At 71.1% G+C, this 19,873-nt stretch carries 20 protein-coding genes; 12 read left to right on the forward strand and 8 right to left on the reverse strand.

Annotated elements, in window-relative coordinates; all coding sequences use genetic code 11:
* Positions 1-189: 189 nt before the first annotated feature.
* The gene (locus M3Q23_06480) at positions 190-1,308 is read right to left on the reverse strand and encodes a hypothetical protein (GenBank protein ID MDP9341739.1); all 1,119 of its coding nucleotides are present in this window, start codon (positions 1,306-1,308) and stop codon (positions 190-192) included.
* 14 nt (positions 1,309-1,322) lie between these two features.
* Positions 1,323-3,065 (reverse strand): acetyl-CoA carboxylase biotin carboxylase subunit, encoded by a 1,743-nt coding sequence (locus M3Q23_06485; protein MDP9341740.1) that lies wholly within the window; start codon positions 3,063-3,065, stop codon positions 1,323-1,325.
* A gap of 27 nt (positions 3,066-3,092) precedes the next feature.
* On the opposite strand from M3Q23_06485, the gene M3Q23_06490 reads away from it, so the two are divergent.
* The 3 genes from M3Q23_06490 to M3Q23_06500 are packed head-to-tail and all read left to right on the forward strand — an operon-like array spanning position 3,093 to position 5,266.
* A complete protein-coding gene (locus M3Q23_06490) occupies positions 3,093-3,875 on the forward strand; it encodes a biotin--[acetyl-CoA-carboxylase] ligase (GenBank protein ID MDP9341741.1) in 783 nt (260 codons plus the stop codon).
* Positions 3,876-3,921: 46 nt separating this feature from the next.
* Entirely contained in the window at positions 3,922-4,608 is a 687-nt protein-coding gene (locus M3Q23_06495; protein MDP9341742.1) for a PH domain-containing protein, read from the forward strand.
* Between the two features lie 28 nt (positions 4,609-4,636).
* Complete coding sequence (locus M3Q23_06500) at positions 4,637-5,266, forward strand: GNAT family N-acetyltransferase (protein MDP9341743.1); 630 nt, start codon at positions 4,637-4,639, stop codon at positions 5,264-5,266.
* An 80-nt stretch (positions 5,267-5,346) separates the two neighbouring features.
* On the opposite strand, the gene M3Q23_06505 is transcribed toward M3Q23_06500, so the two are convergent.
* Entirely contained in the window at positions 5,347-5,865 is a 519-nt protein-coding gene (locus tag M3Q23_06505) for a hypothetical protein (GenBank protein MDP9341744.1), read from the reverse strand.
* 71 nt (positions 5,866-5,936) lie between these two features.
* On the opposite strand from M3Q23_06505, the gene M3Q23_06510 reads away from it, so the two are divergent.
* The 3 genes from M3Q23_06510 to M3Q23_06520 all read left to right on the forward strand — a co-directional run bounded on the left by M3Q23_06510 (position 5,937) and on the right by M3Q23_06520 (position 10,572).
* Positions 5,937-6,755, forward strand: coding sequence for a L,D-transpeptidase family protein (locus M3Q23_06510; GenBank protein ID MDP9341745.1), 819 nt, complete (start codon positions 5,937-5,939; stop codon positions 6,753-6,755).
* A 47-nt stretch (positions 6,756-6,802) separates the two neighbouring features.
* Positions 6,803-7,219, forward strand: coding sequence for a VOC family protein (locus tag M3Q23_06515; protein ID MDP9341746.1), 417 nt, complete (start codon positions 6,803-6,805; stop codon positions 7,217-7,219).
* Positions 7,220-7,314: 95 nt separating this feature from the next.
* The gene (locus tag M3Q23_06520; GenBank protein ID MDP9341747.1) at positions 7,315-10,572 is read left to right on the forward strand and encodes a tetratricopeptide repeat protein; all 3,258 of its coding nucleotides are present in this window, start codon (positions 7,315-7,317) and stop codon (positions 10,570-10,572) included.
* Positions 10,573-10,587: 15 nt separating this feature from the next.
* On the opposite strand, the gene M3Q23_06525 is transcribed toward M3Q23_06520, so the two are convergent.
* The 4 genes from M3Q23_06525 to M3Q23_06540 form a co-directional block, all read right to left on the reverse strand.
* On the reverse strand, positions 10,588-11,019 hold the full coding sequence (locus M3Q23_06525) for a CoA-binding protein (GenBank protein ID MDP9341748.1): 432 nt from the start codon (positions 11,017-11,019) through the stop codon (positions 10,588-10,590).
* 43 nt (positions 11,020-11,062) lie between these two features.
* Positions 11,063-12,577 (reverse strand): NAD(P)-binding domain-containing protein, encoded by a 1,515-nt coding sequence (locus M3Q23_06530; GenBank protein ID MDP9341749.1) that lies wholly within the window; start codon positions 12,575-12,577, stop codon positions 11,063-11,065.
* Positions 12,565-12,987 (reverse strand): cyclic nucleotide-binding domain-containing protein, encoded by a 423-nt coding sequence (locus tag M3Q23_06535; protein ID MDP9341750.1) that lies wholly within the window; start codon positions 12,985-12,987, stop codon positions 12,565-12,567. Before M3Q23_06535 ends, M3Q23_06530 begins: the two co-directional genes overlap by 13 nt.
* Positions 12,988-13,052: 65 nt before the next feature.
* Entirely contained in the window at positions 13,053-13,346 is a 294-nt protein-coding gene (locus M3Q23_06540; GenBank protein ID MDP9341751.1) for a hypothetical protein, read from the reverse strand.
* A gap of 202 nt (positions 13,347-13,548) precedes the next feature.
* Between M3Q23_06540 and M3Q23_06545 the strand changes: the two genes are divergently transcribed.
* Positions 13,549-14,151, forward strand: a complete 603-nt coding sequence (locus M3Q23_06545) for a putative glycolipid-binding domain-containing protein (GenBank protein MDP9341752.1) — start codon at positions 13,549-13,551, stop codon at positions 14,149-14,151.
* 3 nt (positions 14,152-14,154) lie between these two features.
* Here M3Q23_06545 and M3Q23_06550 read toward each other — a convergent pair whose 3' ends face one another.
* Positions 14,155-15,501, reverse strand: a complete 1,347-nt coding sequence (locus tag M3Q23_06550; GenBank protein ID MDP9341753.1) for an adenylate/guanylate cyclase domain-containing protein — start codon at positions 15,499-15,501, stop codon at positions 14,155-14,157.
* 122 nt (positions 15,502-15,623) lie between these two features.
* On the opposite strand from M3Q23_06550, the gene M3Q23_06555 reads away from it, so the two are divergent.
* From M3Q23_06555 to M3Q23_06575, 5 genes are all read left to right on the forward strand, one after another.
* Positions 15,624-16,787, forward strand: coding sequence for an acyl-CoA dehydrogenase family protein (locus M3Q23_06555; GenBank protein ID MDP9341754.1), 1,164 nt, complete (start codon positions 15,624-15,626; stop codon positions 16,785-16,787).
* On the forward strand, positions 16,784-17,182 hold the full coding sequence (locus M3Q23_06560; protein MDP9341755.1) for a cupin domain-containing protein: 399 nt from the start codon (positions 16,784-16,786) through the stop codon (positions 17,180-17,182). Before M3Q23_06555 ends, M3Q23_06560 begins: the two co-directional genes overlap by 4 nt.
* A gap of 153 nt (positions 17,183-17,335) precedes the next feature.
* A complete protein-coding gene (locus M3Q23_06565; protein ID MDP9341756.1) occupies positions 17,336-17,884 on the forward strand; it encodes an HAD-IIIA family hydrolase in 549 nt (182 codons plus the stop codon).
* The gene (gene galE, locus M3Q23_06570) at positions 17,881-18,861 is read left to right on the forward strand and encodes a UDP-glucose 4-epimerase GalE (GenBank protein ID MDP9341757.1); all 981 of its coding nucleotides are present in this window, start codon (positions 17,881-17,883) and stop codon (positions 18,859-18,861) included. Before M3Q23_06565 ends, galE begins: the two co-directional genes overlap by 4 nt.
* Positions 18,858-19,850 (forward strand): GHMP kinase, encoded by a 993-nt coding sequence (locus tag M3Q23_06575; GenBank protein ID MDP9341758.1) that lies wholly within the window; start codon positions 18,858-18,860, stop codon positions 19,848-19,850. The genes galE and M3Q23_06575 overlap by 4 nt, the downstream gene beginning before the upstream one ends.
* Positions 19,851-19,873 lie beyond the last annotated feature (23 nt).

The following is a 19,873-nucleotide window of genomic DNA, read 5'->3' on the forward strand; positions in this document are numbered from 1 at the left end:
GGAGATGGCCGCGATCGGCCCGCGCATCAAGGGCCACAGGTTCCACGGTGAGTGGAACTACACGATCGTTCCGCCGTCGGGCCACCGGCTAACTACAGTCATGTAATTCCGTTCCGGAGCCTTACCTCGCCGCGGTCCGCGACTTCCTGGACCAGCACACCTCGTGAGCCGAGGCTGCCAGGGCGGGAGCTATCCTCCGACGATGCGTCCCACGATGACCCAGCCCTGCTCGTGGCCATATGAAGCGCCCTCAGCCTCGGCATAGTGCGAGAACATGATCCATCCGCCGGGCCCCATGAACGCCGGGCTGGCCAAGCGATCAGGGACGACCATCGAAACGGTTCGGTGACGGACCGAGGCGGCGAGGAGGTATTCATAGCCCGCCACCGCGGAGCCGGTCGGGTCGACGCCGATCAGGATCCATCTGCCGTCCGTGCTCCAGGTGAACGTGTGGCCCGTGCTCAGTGCATCGCGAAAGCGGCTGACCCGAGCCAGCCGCTTGCCGTGTCGATCGAACATCACGTCGATCGCGGAAGGCGGTCCGGCCAGGCAACCCGGAGGGCTCGACCTTGGGACCGTAGTCAGGACGAACCGCGATCCCTGGGGCGACCACGACATCGGACGCACGAGGGCCCGGCGCGCCACCACGTGGCGGGTTCCGGTGTCGAGGTCCGCGAGCCATGCCCGGCACCTTCCGTCCGTGTATAGGACCGCGGCGCCGCTCGGGCTCACGGATACGGTCCCGAGCAGAATCCGCGAGAAGTCATAGTGGTGGCGGCCGCTCTGGAGTCCCGGGATGGTGATCCCGGTGAAGCGGGGTGTGTGGCCGGGACGGGCCAGAAGCAACCGCCGGTCCCAGTCCACGAAGGCGATCCGCCCGTCGCCCAGCCACTGCCACGCTGTGTTCGGGGCTACCCCGCGGACGGCGATGGTCGTCCTGCCTGTCGACAGGTGGAAGATCCGTAGCGTGGTCCGGTGCCGGAACAGCACGGCCCGCCCGCCCGGCGAGAACAGCACGGGCCCTGAGGCCGAGACGTCCACCGGTCCGAAGAACCGGATCCGGTCGTTCACCAGGTCGATCACGCCGGCCTCCGCCCCGTACGACTGGATGAACGCCACCCGTCGCCCGTCGGATGAGATGTCCGTGAGCCGATACGGCGTTCGAAACGTGACGAAGGTTCGCTCGTCGACGATGCGGGCGGTCCCCCGCACGAAGTGGTCGCTAGGGGTCCCAGCCGCCTCCGCTGGAAGCAGGCTCGCCGCGGACAGGGCGCACGCGATCGGGGCGATGAGCAGAAGCCGGCGCACCGCTGACACGAGCGCTAGCCGGGCTCGTCCTCGATCACGGCGAGGGTCTGGTTCGCGTCGACGGCCTGGCCTGCACGGACCAGGACCTGGGTGAGCACGCCGTCTCGGGTGGCCAGGACGTGGTTTTCCATCTTCATGGCCTCGAGGATCAGTACGACGTCGCCGGCCTTGATCGGGGCACCCTCCTCGGCCACCACCAGGAGGATGGTGCCCTGCATGGGGGACTGGATGGCGTCGCCGGACCCGTGCCCGGCATGGCTCCGGGCCGAGGCGGAGGGCCGGGGAGGGGCCGTGGTGCGCTCCGGGTCGAACACGCGGACCGGCACCCGGCGCCCGTCGACCTCCACGACGATGGTCGCGGCCACCGCCGGCTCCCGGACCGTGGCGTCCAGCAGCGGGGCTTCCTCGAAGCGGGGAAGCTCGCTCTCGGCCAGGGCCTGCTCCACGAACTTGGTGTGGTGGCGGCCTTCACGGAACTCCGGGGTCTCCAGGACCCACCGATGGAACGGGATCGTCGTGGGGACGCCCTCGATCCGGTACTCGGACAACGCCCGAAGCATCCGGCGTCGGGCCCGTTCCCGGTCCTCTCCCCACACCACCAGCTTGGCGATCAGGGAGTCGTACTCGCGCGGGATCGACTTCCCGGCCACCACGCCGGCGTCGGTCCGAACGAAGGGGCCGCTCGGCTCGCGGTAACCGGAGATCCGCCCCGGCCCGGGCAGGAAGTCGTGGTGGGGATCCTCGGCGTTGATGCGGCACTCGATGGCGTGACCCCGGGGCGACGCCTCGACCTCCACCTTCTCGCCCAGGGCCACCTGGAGCTGGAGGGCCACCAGGTCCACGCCGGTCACCATCTCAGTGACCGGATGCTCCACCTGGAGGCGGGTGTTCATCTCCAGGAAGTAGAACGAGCCCTCCTCGTCCACCAGGAACTCCACTGTGCCCGCGTTCGTGTAGCCGGCTTCCTTGGCCAGGGCCAGGGCGGCCTCGCCGATCCGGGAGCGGAGGTCGGCGTCGACCACCGGCGACGGGGTCTCCTCCACCAGCTTCTGGTACCGGCGCTGAAGCGAGCAGTCCCGCTCGCCCAGGAAGCTCACGTTGCCCCGCGTGTCGGCCAGGATCTGCGCCTCCACGTGGTGCGACCGCTCGATGTAGCGCTCCAGGTAGACCTCGGCGCGTCCGAAGTAGGAGCCCGCCTCCCGGGCCGCCCGCTCCAGGGCCTGGGCCAGCTCCTCAGGCGTCGCCACGACCCGCATGCCCTTGCCGCCGCCGCCGAACGAGGCCTTCACCGCGATCGGGAAGCCGATGCGCTCGGCCTCGCCGGCCGCGTTCTGCACGCCGACCGGCTCCGTCGTGCCCGGGACGATGGGGACGCCGGCCCGCTCCGCCGCACGCCGGGCCGCCGCCTTGTCGCCCATCGTCTCCATGGCCTCGGGGGAGGGCCCCACGAAGGTCAGTCCGGCTTCGGCCACCGCCCGGGCGAAGCCGGCGTTCTCGGCCAGGAAGCCGTACCCGGGATGGACCAGGCTTGCCCTGCCCTTCTTCGCCGCTTCCAGCAGGGCCGGGACCGACAGGTAGGACGCCGCGGGCGAGGGCGGCCCGATGTGGAAGGCCGCGTCGGCCATCTCCACGTGCAGCGCGTCGCGGTCGACGTCCGAGTACACGGCCACCGTGGGCAGACCGAGCTCGCGGCAGGTTCGAATGATCCGGACCGCGATCTCCCCTCGGTTCGCGATCAGGACGCGGGGTGTCGCCACCGGAGCCTCACCGTCCTGATTACGATCATGGGGCGTCGATCCATCGAGGGAGTCAACCATACCGTGCTGACCGAGGAGAACCTCCAGGAAGCGGTTCGCGGCGCCGGGATCGAGGCACCGTCGCGGTTCGACGAGGTCACCGAGTCGACGAACCGCACGGCCCTGGTGATGGCGGAGGAGGGGGCGCCCGAGTGGACCGTGGTCGCGGCGGGCCACCAGACCGCCGGACGGGGGAGGCTGGGGCGGACGTGGGTGTCCCGTCCGGGGGCGGCCGTACAGTTCTCGGTGGTCCTTCGACCTGCCCTGGAACCGGCGCGGGTGGGGCTGCTGGCGCTGGCGGCGGGGGTGGCAGGCGCGACGGCGTGCCGCCAGGCCGGCGGTTCCGACGTGCGGTGCAAGTGGCCGAACGACCTCCTGCTGGGCGACGCCAAGGTCGGGGGCATCCTGGCCGAGGCCGCCGTGGCGGGCATGGCCATGCGGCACGTCGTGGTGGGCGTCGGGATCAACCTGGAGGCGCCGGAGGGGGTGCCGGACGCGGCGGGGATCGGGCCGGCCGACCCATCCGGGATCGTCGGGAGGTTCCTCCAGGAGCTCCGGGCGCTCATCACCGGGGATGGCGCGGCGGACCGCATCCTCGCGGCGTACCGGCCGGCGTGCGCGACGCTGGGCCGGCCGGTCCGGGCCATCACCGTGGACGGCCGGGTGGTGGAGGGCGTGGCCGAGGCCATCGACGACAGGGGCAACCTGGTGGTGGCTGAATACCTCCGCCGCTCCACCGTGGGCTTCGGCGAGGTCGAGCACCTGCGCTGAGGTGGGGCGCTTGCCGTGGACTCGGTCGCACTGCTAGCGTCCGCCCATGCCGTTTCCACGCCGTCTGCTGACGAGCGACGAGGAGCTGGTGCTCGACCTGCGGCCGCACTGGATCGCGCTCGTCGGGCCGGTCGCCGCGACGATCGTGCTGGCCGCCGCGGTGATCCTCGGCGTCACCCACATCCACGGACACAGCGGAACCAAGAACGTCCTGCGATGGGTGGTGGCTGGCGTCGGCGTGGTGCTCTTCATCGCCTACCCGGTGCGCCGGTTCATCCAGTGGGTGACGTCGCATTTCGTGGTGACGAACGAGCGGCTCATCCACCGCCAGGGACTGATCGCGAAGAACTCCATGGAGATCCCGCTCGACCGGATCAACGACGTGCGGTTCCACCAGAACGTGTTCGAGCGAATGATCGGGGCGGGCGACCTGGTGATCGAGTCCGCCGGCACCCGCGGGCAGGAGGTCTTCTCCAACGTCCGCCATCCCGAGAACGTCCAGAAGGTGGTGTACGAGCGATCCGAGGGCTACACGATGAAGATGCAAGGGTCCACCCCGGCTCCGGCCGCGCCGGCTCCGGCCACCCCGGCTCCGGCCGCGCCGGCTCCCGCGGCACCGGCCCCGCCCTCGGTCACCGAGGAGCTCCAGCGCCTGGCGGACCTGAAGGACCGCGGCACCATCACCGAGGAGGAGTTCCAGGCCCAGAAGTCCCGCCTGCTCGGCGGGGGGTAATGCCTCCTCCCGAAACGGGGCGCTAGCGGTGCCGGCGCCCGGCCGATACGTGACCCTGGAGGTCGAGGCCAGGGACGGCACCCCGATCCTGATCCGGCCGATCCTGCCCGAGGACGCCGATCGACTGCGGTCAGGTTTCCAGGAACTGTCCGAGGAATCGCGGTACCGGCGGTTCATGGCGCCCATGTCGGAGATCGGCGACGAGCAGGTCCGCTACCTCACCCAGATCGACTACTACGACCACATGGCCTGGGTGGCCCTGGATCCGACCAGGCCCGACCAGCCCGGGCTGGGGGTGGCCCGGTACGTGCGCATCGCCGACGAGCCCACGGTGGCCGAGGCCGCGGTCACCGTGCTGGACTCGCATCACGGCCGGGGGATCGGGACCATCCTGCTCGCCATGCTGGCCCTGTCCGCCCGCGAGAACGGCATCACCACGTTCCGTGGGTTCGTGCTGGAGGAGAACGCCGCGGTCCTGGAGACCCTGCGGCAGATGGGCGGGATCGTTGAGCAGTTCGAGGGCTCCGTGATGAAGGTGGACGTCCCCATCCCGGAGGACCCCGACGACCTGCCCGACACTCCCGCCGGCCGGACGTTCCGGGCCGTGGCCAAGCGGCTGATCCCGCCGGGCTCCATCCTGTACCGCCACCTCCGCTGACGGACCGACCTTTCCTCGTCTTGCCTGGTTTTCGGCGGCCCCATCCCGGGTATCTGCCGTGCGACAACCAGTGCGAGTTGTCACGTCGAAACGGGGTTGAGGGAAGGGATGAGGAAGCGGTCTGTTCTGCTCGCCGGCGTGATCACCCTGGGGGTGGTGCTCGCCCTCCCCGTCGGTCTGACCTTCGCGGCGTCCAACGACGTCCCGGCGCCGCTTCCCAGCCTGACCCTTCCCAGCCTGCCCATCCCGGGACAGTCCACGGACCCACCCTCGGGGTCGCAGAGCGCACCGCCGCCGAGCATCGCGCCGTCCGGAGGCGGTATCCCGACGTGCCTGCCGTCCCTGCCGGTGCCGCTGCCTTCTGGCTTCCCGACGTGCTTCCCGAGCGGCGGCGTCCCGACATGTCTGCCGTCGCTGCCGGTCGCCATCCCGTCGGGCGTCCCCACCTGCTTCCCGAGCGGCATCCCGACGTGCCTGCCGTCCCTGCCCATCCCGCTGCCGTCGGGGTTCCCGATCCCGACGTGCCTGCCCGGGGGGACGGGTGAATCGGCGGCAGCAGCCGCCCCGGCGGCGTCGCCGACCCCGAGTCCCAGCGACACCGGAATCCCGCCCGCCGCTCCGGCGTCCCCAGCACCGGGGAATCCTTCCTTCACCGGATAGGGGGTCGGTGGTGAGCCGCGCCCCGTTCAGGCTGCTTGCGGCCGGAGCCATCGCCGCGATCGTGGGTCTGGTCGGCGTGGGCTGCGGGCCGATCGGCTCGTCGCAGGCGCCCGAGCTGCCGGTGTCGGGGACCCTGCCCGCGCTGCTCCAGCCCCCCACGAGCTCGGCGCTTCCCAAGGGCCCCATCCCGAACACGGCCGACCTCCAGGGATGCTTCCCCCAGACCATCATCGGGACCGCAGCCGTGCCGAGGGTGGTGGTGAGGTCGGCCCCTTCGCCCAAAGCGCCGGCGGTGGACTCGTTCGCCCAGACCAATCCGCAGGGGTCTCCCCAGACGTTCGACCTGCTCCAGGAGACCGTGGATCGCCACGGCGACAAGTGGGTCGAGGCGCTCCTGCCGGTACGCCCGAACGGGACCACGGGGTGGATCCAGGAATCCGACCTCGCCCTGTCGTGGACGCCGTTCTCCCTGGACGTGGATACGCACACGTTCACGATCACCGTGTTCCGGAGCTGCCAACCCGCGGCCCAGTTCCCCGTGGGGATCGGGACCGGTGACACCCCGACGCCCATCGGGCGGTTCTACCTAGGGTCGCTGATCAAGCCGCTCGACCCGACCGGCCCGTACGGCGACTTCGCGTACGGGTTGTCCGCCTACTCGGACGTGATCACGGACTGGCGGTGGGGCGGGCTGATCGGGCTGCACGGGACGGACGACGCCAACTCGATCGGCCACGACGTGAGCCACGGCTGCATCCGGATGCGGAACGCCGACATCTCATTGCTGGCCCGTGTGCTGCCGCTGGGGACACCCATCATCATTCACTAGCTCTGAATTGGGGAGGGGCTGCCCCTCCCCAACCCCCACCCCGGCGGGTGCTGCGGGAAGCGGGCGTGCTGCCCGGGCCGGGCTGGGCTATAACTCCCCACATGCAGGTGAAGGGCATCGACCACATCTATTACTGGACCACGGACATGGATCGGGCCGTGGCGTTCTACCGCGACGTGCTGGAGCTCCCCTTGGTCCGCCGGGAGGGGGAGAACTGGGCGGAGTTCGACGCCGGGGCGGTTCGTCTGGCCCTCCACGGGGTCGTCGAGGGGCGCCAGGTCGCGCCTGGCGGGGCCACGGCGGTGTTCCAGGTGGACGACCTGGACCGGGCTCGCCGGGCCCTCGAGGAGCGGGGGGTCCGGTTCCACGAGCACGTGGGCGAGGTCGCCGGCTTCGCCCGGTTCGCCTCCTTCTTCGACCCCGACGGGAACACCGTCCAGATCATCGAGTACGTGGGGCGGTAACGCCGGTCCGCACCCCGGCCGGGCCGAGGTAAGTGCAACCAGCGCCCCCGTCCCCACCGGGTTCGGTGTCGGTGGGCCCCCGTATGCTTGGGCCGATGGACGAACGGATGTGTTCGAACTGCGGGGCTCCGCTTCCGGCTGATGCCCGTTTCTGCCCTCGGTGCGGGACGCCGGTGCAGGGCACGGCCGGTGCCGGGTTCCCGGACGCGGTGGCGGGGCCCATCGCCGACGTGGCCGAGCGCAAGGTGGTGACGATCCTGTTCGCGGACCTGGCCCATTCCACCGAGCTGGCGGCCCGACTGGACGCAGAGCGGTTCCGCGAGGTCATGGCGGCCTTCTATGCCATGGTCCAGGCGGAGCTGGAGTCGCTCCGGGGCACGGCTGAGAAGTTCGCCGGCGACTCGGTGATGGCCGTGTTCGGGCTTCCCCACGCGCACGAGGACGACGCGCTTCGGGCCGTGCGGGCGGGCTTGATCATCCGGGACCGGATCGCCCGGCTGGGGGAGGACCTGGGGCTTCCCGTGCCGCTGGCGGTGCACCTCGGCATCAACTCCGGTCCCGTCGCGGTCGGCACGCTGCCCTCGCGCGGGCCGGGACAGTCCCTGGTCTCGGGCGTGCCGGTGAACCTGGCGGCCCGCCTCCAGCAGGTCGCGGAGCCGGGCGAGGTCCTGGTGGGCGAGACCACGCTCGAGCTGACCCGCCACGCCGTGCGGTTCGGGCCGGCCCGCATGGTGGCCGCCCGCGGGTTCGGGACGGACGTGGAGGCCTGGCCAGTGGAGGGGCTGTCGGCCCGGTCCACGAGGCGGACGATCCCGCTGGTGGGCCGGAGCCGCGAGATCGCCCTGCTTCGGGACACCCTGGAGCGGGTGATCGACACGTCCCGGGCCCACCTGGTCACGCTGCTCGGGGAGGTCGGGATCGGGAAGTCTCGCCTGGTCCAGGAGCTCGCCGCCCGGGTTCCCGACGGCACGAGGGTGCTGGTGGGCAGGGCGGGAGAATTCGAGGAGGACGTCACGTTCGCCCCGATCGCGGAGATGGTTCGCGAGGAGCTGGCTCTGGGCCCGGACGCGCCGGCCGCAGCCCTTCGGGAGCGGCTTCGCGAGGTGGTCGACGGGTGTTGCCAGCCCACCGAGAGCGAGCGCGTGGCGGCCACGCTCGGCCTGGTCCTGGGGCTCGGCCCGGAGGTGCCCGAAGACGACGGGCGGCGAGAGGAGGGCCAGGGGCCGCGGCGGTTCCGAGTCGCGGACGTGCGGGCCGGGTTCGCCGCGTTCGCCGACGGGCTGTCGCGGCTGGGCCCGCTCGTGCTGGTGTTCGAGGACATCCAGCTGGCCCGGCCGGAGCTGCTGGACCTGGTGGAAGGACTCCTCTCCGCGGTCCGGCGCCGGCCGGTGCTGGTGATGGCGGTGGCCCGGGACTGGCTCCTGGAGCAGCGGCCGGAGTGGGGACGGGGGCATCCCGACGCGCTCACCCTGCGTCTGGAGCCGCTGTCCTTCGACGAGGCCCGCGCGCTGGCCCAGGTGGCGGGGGAGTCGATCGACGAGCCGACCGCCGGCCGCATCGCCTCCCACGCCGGGGGCAACCCGTTCTTCATCGTGGAGACCACGGGGATGCTCCTCCAGCGCCACGCCGAGCACGACCGGGGTGTCGCCCACAGCCACCTGTTGCCGCCCACGGTGCAGGCCGTCGTCGCGGCGCGCCTGGACCACCTCCCCGAGCCGGCCCGCGACCTGGCCAGGAAGGCGTCGGTGTTCCCGGCGTTCCGTAGGGCGGAGCTCGCCCTCATCGCGGAGGCGCCACTCGAGCGGCTGGAGGCCCTGGAGGAAGCGGAGCTGCTGGTCCGGGACCGCGACGGGGAGGTATGGCGGTTCCGGCACGGCGTCCTCCGCGAGGTGGCCTACGAGAGCCTGACCAAGCGGGAACGCCAGCGGTTGCACCTCCAGGTGGCGGAGGGGCTCGCGGAGTCGGGCGGGCGAGGGCGGTACCGGCAGTCCATCGCGTACCACCTGGAGCAGGCGGCCCGGGCCGGCCTGGACCTCGACCCCACCGACCGAACTCTGGCCGACCGCGCCGTCGAGGCCCTCTCGCGAGCCGGGGACGTGGACCGGTGGCGCATCGAGTCCCGCAGCGCCATCGACCTGTACGAGCGAGCCCTGTCCCTGGCCGGGGCGGAGGAGGGCTGGGGCCCGCGGGAGTCCAGGATCCTGTCCAGCATCGGCGAGGCGCAGTACTGGCTGGGCGACTTCGACCACGCGGCCACGACGCTGTCGCGGGCCCTCCGCCACGGCGGCGACGACGCCTGGACGCTGGCGCACGGGTCTCGGTTCCTGGCCGACATCGAGCTGAACGTGCGGGGCGACCAGGAGGAGGCCGACCGGCTGTTCCAGCGGGCCCTGGAGGCGTCCCGGCAGCTGGAGAACCCCATGGCCGAGGCGCGAACCCTGCTCATGGCGGGGTGGGTTCCCTACTGGCGGAACGACTTCGAGGGGGCTCGGGACGCGTTCCAGCGGGCCCTCGACATCACCCGCGCCAACGAGGAGCGGGATCTGTGGGCCGAGGCCCGCGCCCTCACGTCATTGACGTCGGTGGTCTCCGTGACCGGGGACGAGCAGGACTGCCTGAGGATGGCGGAGGAGGCGCTCGCGCTGGGTCGCGAGATGCGCGACCAGTTCACGGTGGCCGTCGCCCAGCAGACCATGGGGAACTCCCTCCGCCGGATGATGCGGCTGGACGAGGCCCTGGCGTGCTTCGAGGACGCCGTCCGGATCTTCCGGGACCTCGACGCCCGGTGGGAGGTGGCCAGCGCCCTGGGGGACCGGGGAAACGCGTTCCGGCTGCTGGGCCGGCTCGGCGAGGCCGAGGCGGACCTGCGGGAGACCCTACGTATCTCCGAGCAGATCGGCAGCCTGGTGCCGTTCAACCTGATCCGCTTGGTTCGGGTCCTGCTGGCGCGGGGGCAGCCCGGGGAAGCGGAGCGGCTGCTCCGGGAGGTCTCGTCGATGGCCACCTACGACGAGTGGGGGAGCCGGATCAACTACCTGGAGTCGGAGTCGCTGGTGGCGTTCGCCATGGGAGACCTCGACACGGCCCGGGCCAAGGCGCTCCAGGCGCTGGAGGAAACGCGGGGGTCGGAGGCCGTCAACGAGTTCGCGTCCCGCGTCGCCTGGACCGGGCGGCTGTTCGGCGCGGACACGGTCGGAGGCCAGGAGGCGCTGGACGAGGCCATCGAGCGGCTGAAGGCCGCGCACTGGGACCAGTACGTCCTGGAGCCCGACCTCATCCTGGCCGAGGCGGAACGGGTGGCCGCCGCCCGGCAGGCCGAAACCGAGCAGGCTGAGGCGGCCGAGGCGCGCTGAGCCGGCTCGGGCCCGCTACTGGATCTCTGAGCCCGCGTGGAACAGGTTCCAGTGGGTCTCGCCCATGCAACGGTTCGACACGAAGGTGAGCCCGGCGTCCTCCGCGACCTGCTGCGCCTCGTCGGAGTGGATGCCCTCCTGGAGCCACAGCACCTTGGCTCCGATCGCCACGGCCTGCCGGGCGATGTCCGGAGTCTCCTCGGCCGGGCGGAACACGTCCACGGCGTCGACGGGCTCCCCGATCTCGGCCAGGGACGTGCGGACCTGCTGGCCCAGGATCTCGCCGCCCTTCGGGTTCACCGGGATGATCCGGAAGCCCTGCGACTTCAGGTATCGGGGGATGGCGAACGACGCCTTCGAGGGATCGCTGGACGCGCCGACCACCGCGATGGTCTTGACCCGTCCGTAGATGTCCCGGTAGTCCTGATCCGAACGCTCCTGGCTCACGATGGTCCCTCCTGGGTTCGCGCGATGGCTGTTGGCGAGCGGGTCACTTCAGCAGGTCGGACAGTAGCGACGCAAGCTGGGCCCGGTGCTCGCGTCCCCGGAAGTCGAGCAGCGGGTCCCCGGGCAGGGTGTGCTCACCGACCTGGCTGCCCCGGCGAAGGTAGATCGCCGGGTGGATGTCGCCGGTGTCGTCGGTCTCCACGGCCAGGGCCACCGCGTCGGGGCCCGCGGCGTCCACGAAGTGGGCCAGGGGCTGGATGCCGTCGTCGACGACGCCTCGCGCCGGGTCGAGGGACAGCACGCGAGCGAGATACGAACGCTGGTTCCACAGCTCCGGCCCGGTGGTCGCTTCCTCCAGCAGGAAGTCGACGACGTCGGGCGCGGGGACGGTCCGGCGCGGCGCCTCGACCCCGAAGTGGGTCGAGGCGATGTGCCCGGCCAGGACCCGGGCGTTGTACCGGAACCCGTGCACGGCCGCCGAGTTGCTGGGGATCCCGTACTTCTTGAGCCCGATGGCGCCCTGGGTGATCGACCCGGCGAAGTAGATCCCGGGAACAGACGGGCTCTCCCAGAACGGAGTCTGCGCCGGGAGGCGGCCCCCCTGGTAGAAGGTGGCGACGCCAAGGCCCGGGAGGTCCAGCAGGGGCGTCTTGAAGCCGGTGCACGCGATCACCTCGTCCACGTCGAGGACCAGGTCACCCGGTCGCGTGGTCCCGGCGGCGTGCACCCGGTAGCCGTCGGCGGTTCGCTCGACGCGTTCGATGGCGGCGTCCAGCACGAACGTCCCTCCGCCCAGCACGTGGTCCTCGTAGGGTTGCATGTACCGGGCCCGGGCCGCCGCGGTGGAGTGGGTGAACACCGAGATCATGGCCGGCCGGGGCGACCCCAGGATGACCTGGCGGGCCCATGGCAGCAGCCCGTCGGCGATCTCGAACCCGGAGTTCCGCTTGCCCACGACGAACACCCGCCGCCCGGCGTACTCGCGGGCCGGGTGCATCTCCACGTAGTGGGGAACCTCGTCCATCCCCGGGATGGTCGGCTTCCAGGCCTCGGTCATCCCCACCGCGAACACCGCCACCCGGCAGGCGTACTCGCCGTCGGTGGTCTGGAGCACGAATCCGCCGCCGTCCGTGTCTTCCCGGCGGGTCTCCTCCCACCGGCAGCCGTAGCGCACGGCCACGCCGGCCTTGGAGGCGAACGCGGCCAGGCCCTGTTCCATCTCGGGCCGCGACGGGAAGTACGAGGTCCCGTCCATGAGCTCCGCCAGCGGGACTCGGTGGGCGGGATCGTCGGCCAGAAGGGTGTTCCAGTCGTACCACTCGTAGGCTCGGGTGTCGCGCGCCACCGGCGCGTACGGCTTGGTCCAGGTGATGAGGCGCTGGAACAGCGGGAACCGCCGGAACATGCCGCCGGGCTCGGGGTCCTCGGAGATGACCGCGTGCTCCACCCCGAGCCGCTTCAGGGAGTAGCCGACCTGGAGGGCCCCGGGGCCGCTGCCCACGACGACGACGGGATACCGGCCGGGAGGAAACGGCCGGGCTTCGTCTAGCTCCGCCACAGGTTGGCGCTCCGAAGCCGCCGGGCCTGGGACTGGAGCATGCGGTAGACGACGTGGGGGTGGCCAAGGAGGAACGGCTCCACGTCGGGTGCCGCCAGGATCACACACCGCACCGGGCCGGTGGCCACGACGTCGGCCACGGGTGGCTCCCCGAGCAGCACCGACACCTCGCCGAAGTACTCGCCGCGTCCCAGCCGGGCGCGTTCCTCGCCATCGATACGTACCGACACCTCGCCGTCGAGGATCAGGTACAGGCCGGTTCCCCCGAATCCCTGGCGCAGCACACGCTGGCCCTCGCTGAACCACTCCTCGTCGAAGGTGTGCACGACCTCCTCGAGCTGCGGCCGCGACAGGTCGGCGAACAGGGCCAGCCCGGCCAGGGTGTCCACGATGTCGTTGGCGCCTTCCATGGCGAGATTCTGGCGGAGTTAGGCCGGTCGCGTGAAGGGCCGGAGCCGTGGCTCGACGGAGCCCGTCACCCCTGGAGCCTGGTCCGCTCGGCCGCCACCGCCTCGCCGAACCTGGCGGCCAGGGCGGAATCGGCGGCGAGTTTCTCGACCCATGCCGTGGAGATCTGGCTCCAGTCCGCCCCGGTCATGCCGAACTCGGCGTACATGGTCTCGAAGCGCACACCCGTCTGGACCATCGCCGACATCCGCGCGTACTCCTCGAACGTCGCCGTCCTGGCCGGCCCGAGCGAGGCCAGGGCGGCCTGGTACAGCGGCATGAACGCGGTCGCCACCGCGCCGGCGGTGGCGGGATCCGACATCCGGGCCGTCCACCCCTCCTTCGCCGCCTCCCACGCCTCGCGCCGTGCCCGTGCTCGGCGGCGATCGCCGCCTGGGCGTCAGTGTCCGTCCCCGTGTCCTTCATGAGCGCGCAGAGCTCGGCATAGGCGTCGAGCGAGATCCTGGCGATCGGTTCCAGGGGTTGCACCATGGGCGAGATTCTGGCCGAGTTACGCTGGTCGCGTGAAGGGCGAATCGCCGGTCGGAGCGGCCACATGGAGGCCGTTGACGGAGCCCGGCCTGGACCATTGCGGGCTCCTGGAGGGACCGGACGGGTTCGTGCTCGAAGGGTTCTCGGTCCGGAGCGCTCCCGTGCCGATGGTCGCGGTGTACGAAGTTCGCGCCGACGCCGTCTGGGCCACCGTGGCCGTGGATGTCCAGGTCCTGCGCCCGGAACCGGCAAGGGGCCTGGAGCTCCGGGCCGACGGCCGGGGCCATTGGTGGCGGAACGGAGAAGAGGCTCCGGAGCTCGAGGGCTGCATCGACGTGGACCTCGGCTGCACGCCGGCCACGAACACCCTTCCCATCCGTCGCCTCGACATCCCGGTTGGCGGCGAGGCCGAGATCCTGGCCGCGTGGGTGCGCTTCCCCGAGCTGGAGGTCCGGCGGTTCGCCCAGCGCTATCGGCGCCTCGCGCCGGATCGGTACGAGTACGCGAGCGACACGTTCCGGGCCGAACTGGACGTCGACGAGGCTGGCCTGGTGATCGACTACACCGGCGCGTGGATGCGCGAGCGTCCTGGTCCGGGCCATGGCCACGGCGTGGGCGAGCCAGCTGAGGTGTAGGAACTACCCGGTGCCGACGGCGAAGAGTTGCCACTCGTCCGGGAGGCCCTTGAGGAGGTGCGTGCCCCGGTCCTCGAACCGGAGGCCCGAGCCGGCGACGAGGTCCTTCACCGTGCTCGACACCAGCACTTCGCCCGGTCCGGCCTGCGCCGCCACGCGCGCACCGGTGTGAACGGCGATACCTCTGACCTTTCCGTCCACGAGCTCGCATTCGCCCGTATGCACGCCTGCCCGGATGTCGACGCCGATCGCGCGGAGCGAGTCCACGATCGCGGATGCGCAACGGACTGCGCGGGCCGGGCCCTCGAAGGTCGCGAGGAAGCCATCGCCCGCGGTGTCGATCTCTGTTCCCCGATACCTGGCCAGGAGTCCCCGGATCCTGGCGTGATGCGCTTCCAGCAGCTCCTTCCACTTCCGGTCGCCGAGCGCGGCCGCCTTCGCGGTGGATCCGACGATGTCCGTGAACAGGACCGTCGCCAGGACCCGGCCGAACTCGGCCTCCTCCTCCCCCACGCGCTCGAGGAACGCGTCGACCTCTGCGAGCACCAGGTCGCGATCTCCGGCCCACGGAAGGTGGTCGTCCCCGGGGAGCTCCACGAACCTGGCGCCGGCGATGCGGTCGGCCAGGTACCTGCCCTCCTCGATCGGGTTGACCATGTCTCCCTTCGCGTGCAGGACCAGCGCGGGGATCTGGATGGCCGGCAGGACGGACCGGATGTCGAGGTCCTTGAACATCTCCTGGAGCGATCGGAACGCCGAAGCCGTGGTGCCCCGGCGCATGTCTTCGGCGAACCACCGTCGCAGGCCGTCGTCCCCGGCCAGGCTGGGGACCACGACGTCGAACGCCTGCTCCGGGTAGGACGTCTCCCAGGTCTCTTCGACCCGGCGCGCTTCCTCGCGCCACTGCTCGTCCGTCAAGCCCCAGGGGTAGTCCGGTGCCCACGCGCCCCTGGCCAGCGAGCCGTACAGGATGAGCCCGATGGCGCGCTGCGGGTAGGTGGCCGCGAACAGGGCGCAGGTGGAGCCTCCCTCCATCACACCGAACAGGACAGCGCGCTCGGACCCGACGACGTCCAGCACTGCGGTGACGTCGCTCATCCGCGACTCCAGGGTGGGAACGGCGTCTTGGGAGACGGGATCCGAGAGCCCGGTGCCTCGAAGGATCATGATCAGGCGAGACCGCGTCGAGAGTCGGCGCAGGAGGTCGGCGTAGGGCGGGCACTCCCAGGCATGCTCGAGGTGGGATGCCATCTCCGGCACGTACACGAGATCGCCGGGCCCTGTGCCGAGCACCTGATACGCGATCCGCGTTCCGTCGACGGTAGTCGCGTACCGGGTCTCGGGGATCACGCCGCCAGTCTCCGGCTGGCGGGTTGCGCGGCGCAACCGGAATCGGGTCCGCCGTTGGCTCGGAGGCCCATCGTGCCGCGGTGCGCGACCGGGGCGACACCTGAGGTACCGTTGCCGGAACCATGGACTTCGACTTGACGGAAGAGCAGGAGGACTTTCGCAAGGCGGTCCGGGAGTTCGCCGAGGAGGTCGTGGCGCCGCGGGCCGCCGAGATGGACGAGCGGGGCGAGCTCCCCATGGACATCGTGAAGCAGATGGGCGAGCTGGGGCTGTTCGGCCTGCCGTTCCCCGAGGAGTACGGCGGCCAGGGGGCGGACTTCACCTCGCTCTGCGTCGCCATCGAGGAGCTGGCCCGGATCGACTCCTCCATCGCCATCACGCTGGAGGCGGCGGTCGGCTTGGGAGCAACGCCCGTCTACGAGTTCGGAACCGAGGAGCAAAAGCAGCGCTGGCTGGTCCCGATGTGCCGCGGTGAGATCCTCGGCGCGTTCGGGCTGACCGAGCCGGGCGGGGGCTCGGACGCGGGTGCCACCAGGACCAGCGCGAAGCTCGAGGACGGCCAGTGGGTGATCAACGGCTCCAAGGCGTTCATCACGAACGCGGGCACGCCCATCAGCGGCCTGGTCACCATCACCGCGGTGACCGGGAAGGAGCCCGGCGGCCACAAGGAGATCTCCGCGATCATCGTGCCCACCGACACGCCGGGGTTCGAGGCCGGGCGCAGCTACCGCAAGATCGGCTGGCACGCCAGCGACACCCGCGAGCTCTCCTTCAACGACTGCCGGGTCCCCGAAGAGAACCTGCTGGGAGAGCGGGGCAAGGGCTTTGCCCAGTTCCTGCGGACGCTCGACGACGGGCGCATCGCCATCGCGGCCCTGTCGGTGGGGCTGGCCCAGGGATGCCTGGACGAGAGCGTGAAGTACGCGAACGAGCGCCACGCGTTCGGGAAGCCCATCGGGGCCTTCCAGGCCCTCCAGTTCAAGATCGTGGACATGCGGGTCGCAGTGGAGACGGCCCGGCTGGCGGTGTACCGGGCGGCCTGGCTGAAGGACCGGGGCCGGCCGTACAAGGCCGAGGCGTCGCTGGCCAAGCTCTACGCCAGCGAGATCGCCGTGACGTGCGCGCGCGAGGCCGTCCAGGTCCACGGCGGGTACGGGTTCATGGAGGAGTTCCCCGTGGCGCGCTTCTACCGGGACTCCAAGGTGCTCGAGATCGGTGAGGGGACCAGCGAGATCCAGCGGCTCATCCTGGCTCGCGACCTCGGGCTCCCCGGAACGGAGCTGTGACCGAGGCCCGACTCCGCGTGGTCCGCCCCGCCGACCGGACCCCGGACATCGCCAGCGGCGCCATGGTCCGGGAGGCCGCCGTCTCGGAGATGTTGGTCGGAGCCCGAAAGCTGTGGGTGGGGTCCGTGGAGCTGCCGGCCGGCGCGGTGTCCGCCCCCCACCATCACGGCGAGGCCGAGAGCGTGATCTACGTGGTGTCGGGCCACGCCCGGTTCCTGGTGGGCGAGCGCTACGACGAGGCCCACGACGCCGACCCCGGGGACTTCGTGTGGGTTCCGCCATACGTCCCCCATGTCGAGGCCAACCGGAGCGACAGCGAGCCGGTCCGCACGATCGTATGCCGCTCCACCCAGGAAACCCTGGTGTTCAACCTCCCAGAGGCCGCTTCACCGTAGAAGGCGCGGTCAAGGCGGCCCCCGCGGGCTCCGATACCTTCAGCGACCGGCCGGCTCGGAGGTTCCGATGCCGGCTTGGCCACTGCGCGCATGACGAGCTCTCAGATATTCGCTGGTTCTGACGCGCGGCCCCGGACGGGGTCGCGGGGTGCTGTGTTCCTCGATCGGGACGGCGTGGTGGTGGAGAACCGGGCGGAATACGTCCGGTCGTGGGACGAGGTGCGGTTCCTGCCGGGGGCGTTCGAGGCCCTGCGGGAGCTGGCGACGGCTCGATGGACCACCGTGCTGGTGACGAACCAGTCGGCCGTGGGGCGGGGGGTGATGTCCCTTCGGCGGGCCTGGGAGACCAACGACCGGATCGTCGAGGCCATTCGGGCGGAGGGCGGGCTGGTGGAGGCCACCTACATGTGCCCGCACCGCCCCGACGAGTGCTGTCCCTGCCGCAAGCCGGCCCCCGGGATGCTTCTGCAGGCCGCCTCCGAGCTCGACCTCGACCTGTGGGCCTCGTTCCTGGTGGGGGATTCCCTCACGGACGCGGGAGCGGCCCGGGTGGCGGGGGTCCGGCCCGTGCTCGTGCTGACCGGCCGGGGCCACCAGGAGGAGGCCCGGATGATCGAGGCCGAACGGGCCTCGGTTCCCGTGGTCCCCGACCTCGCGGCCGCCGTCGAGCACATCCTCGTCACGACGGGTGTGCGCAGATGAAGGTGCTTGTCACCGGCGGCGCGGGCTTCATCGGAAGCGTGGTCGGCGAGGCCCTCGTCGAGCAGGGCCACGAGGTGGTCGCGCTCGACAACCTGTCCCACGGACACCGGGAGGCAGTGCACCCCGAGGCCCGGTTCGTGGAATGCGACCTGCTGGAGCAGGCGCGGACCGACCAGGTCCTGGCCCGGGAACGGCCGGACGCCGTGGTCCACATGGCGGCGGAGGCCCTGGTCGACGTCTCCATCACCGACCCCGGCCGGTTCTTCCGAGCCAACGTCGTCGGCGGGGTCCACCTGCTCGATGCCGTGGTCCGCCACGGTGTGGAGCGCCTGGTGTTCTCCTCGACGGCGGCGGTGTATGGGGAGCCCGATCGCGTGCCCATCCCCGAGGACGCGCCGCATCGCCCGGTGAACTCCTACGGCGAGTCCAAGCTTTCGTTCGAGCGCATGCTGAGGTGGTACCGGCGAGCCCACGGCCTCCGCCACGTGTCGCTTCGGTACTTCAACGCCTGTGGTGCGACGGAACGCTTCGGCGAGCACCATGAGCCGGAGACGCACCTCATCCCGATCCTGCTGGGAGTGGCGCTCGGCTTCCGGGACCGCGCCATCCTGTTCGGATCGGATTACGACACGCCGGACGGCTCGTGCATCCGTGACTACGTCCACGTGGCCGACCTGGCCGGGGCCCACGTCCTGGCGCTCGAGCACATCGACGAGCTGGAGGCCCGGACCTACAACCTCGGGAACGGCAGCGGCTCCAGCAACCTCGAGGTGGTGGCGGCGATCCGGGAGGTCACCGGCCACGACGTCCCCGTCGACGTCGGCCCCCGGCGCCCCGGCGACCCCGCCCGGCTGGTGGCCGATCCATCCCGGATCCGGTCGGAGCTCGGATGGGTCCCCGACCGGCCCGTCCTCGCCGACATGGTGAAGTCCGCGTGGGCCTGGCGCCTCGAGCACCCAGGGGGATACGAGGCGTGATCATCACCCGGACCCCGCTTCGGATCAGCTTCCTGGGCGGCGGGAGCGACCTCCCGAGCTTCTACCGCGAGGAGCCCGGGGCGGTGATCAGCGCCGCCATCAACAAGTACATCTACATCACGGTCAACCGGAAGTTCGACCGTCGCATCCGGGCCAGCTATTCCGTGACCGAGATGGTCGACCGGCCGGAGGACCTCTCCCACGAGCTGATCCGGGGGGCGCTCCAGCAGGTCGGGATCGACGGCGGCGTCGAGATCACGTCGATCTCCGACGTGCCCTCCCGCGGCACCGGCCTGGGATCGTCCAGCTCCTACACGGTCGGCTTGCTGAACGCGCTGTGGGCGCACGCGGGACGGCTGGCCGGTTCGGAGCGTCTGGCCGGCGAGGCCTGCCACATCGAGATCGACGTGTGCGGCAAGCCCATCGGCAAGCAGGACCAGTACATCGCGGCGTACGGCGGGCTCCAGTACATCCAGTTCAACGGCGACGACTCGGTGTTCGTCGACCCCATCCTTCCGGAGCCGGAGCTCCGGCGGCTGCTGGAGTCCCGGCTGCTGCTGCTGTACACGGGCCTGACCCGATCGGCCGGCGGGATCCTCCAGGAGCAGAGCACCAACCTCAGGGAGAACGGGGAAGCCCGCGCGGCCGTGCGGGCCATGGTCAAGCTGGCCGAGGAGCTTCGGGGCGCGCTGTCCGACGGCGATCTCGACTCCTTCGGCGAGCTGCTGGACGCGGGGTGGCAGGAGAAGCGCAAGGTCGCCTCCGGCGTCACCAGCCCCGCCATCGACGACTGGTACGCGAGGGCCCGCGCGTCGGGGGCGTTGGGGGGCAAGCTCCTCGGGGCGGGCGGCGGCGGGTTCCTCCTGCTGTACGCCCCGCTCGAGCGGCACCAGGAGATCCAGGCGGCCCTGCCGGAACTTCGCGCCGTGCCGTTCAGGTTCGAGCCTCAGGGGTCGAAGATCATCTACGTCGAGGAGCAACAGGACTGAACGACGAGGAGCGGCAGGACTGA

It is taken from the genome of Actinomycetota bacterium (genome assembly GCA_030774015.1).
In the GTDB taxonomy this organism is placed as follows: domain Bacteria; phylum Actinomycetota; class UBA4738; order UBA4738; family JACQTL01; genus JALYLZ01.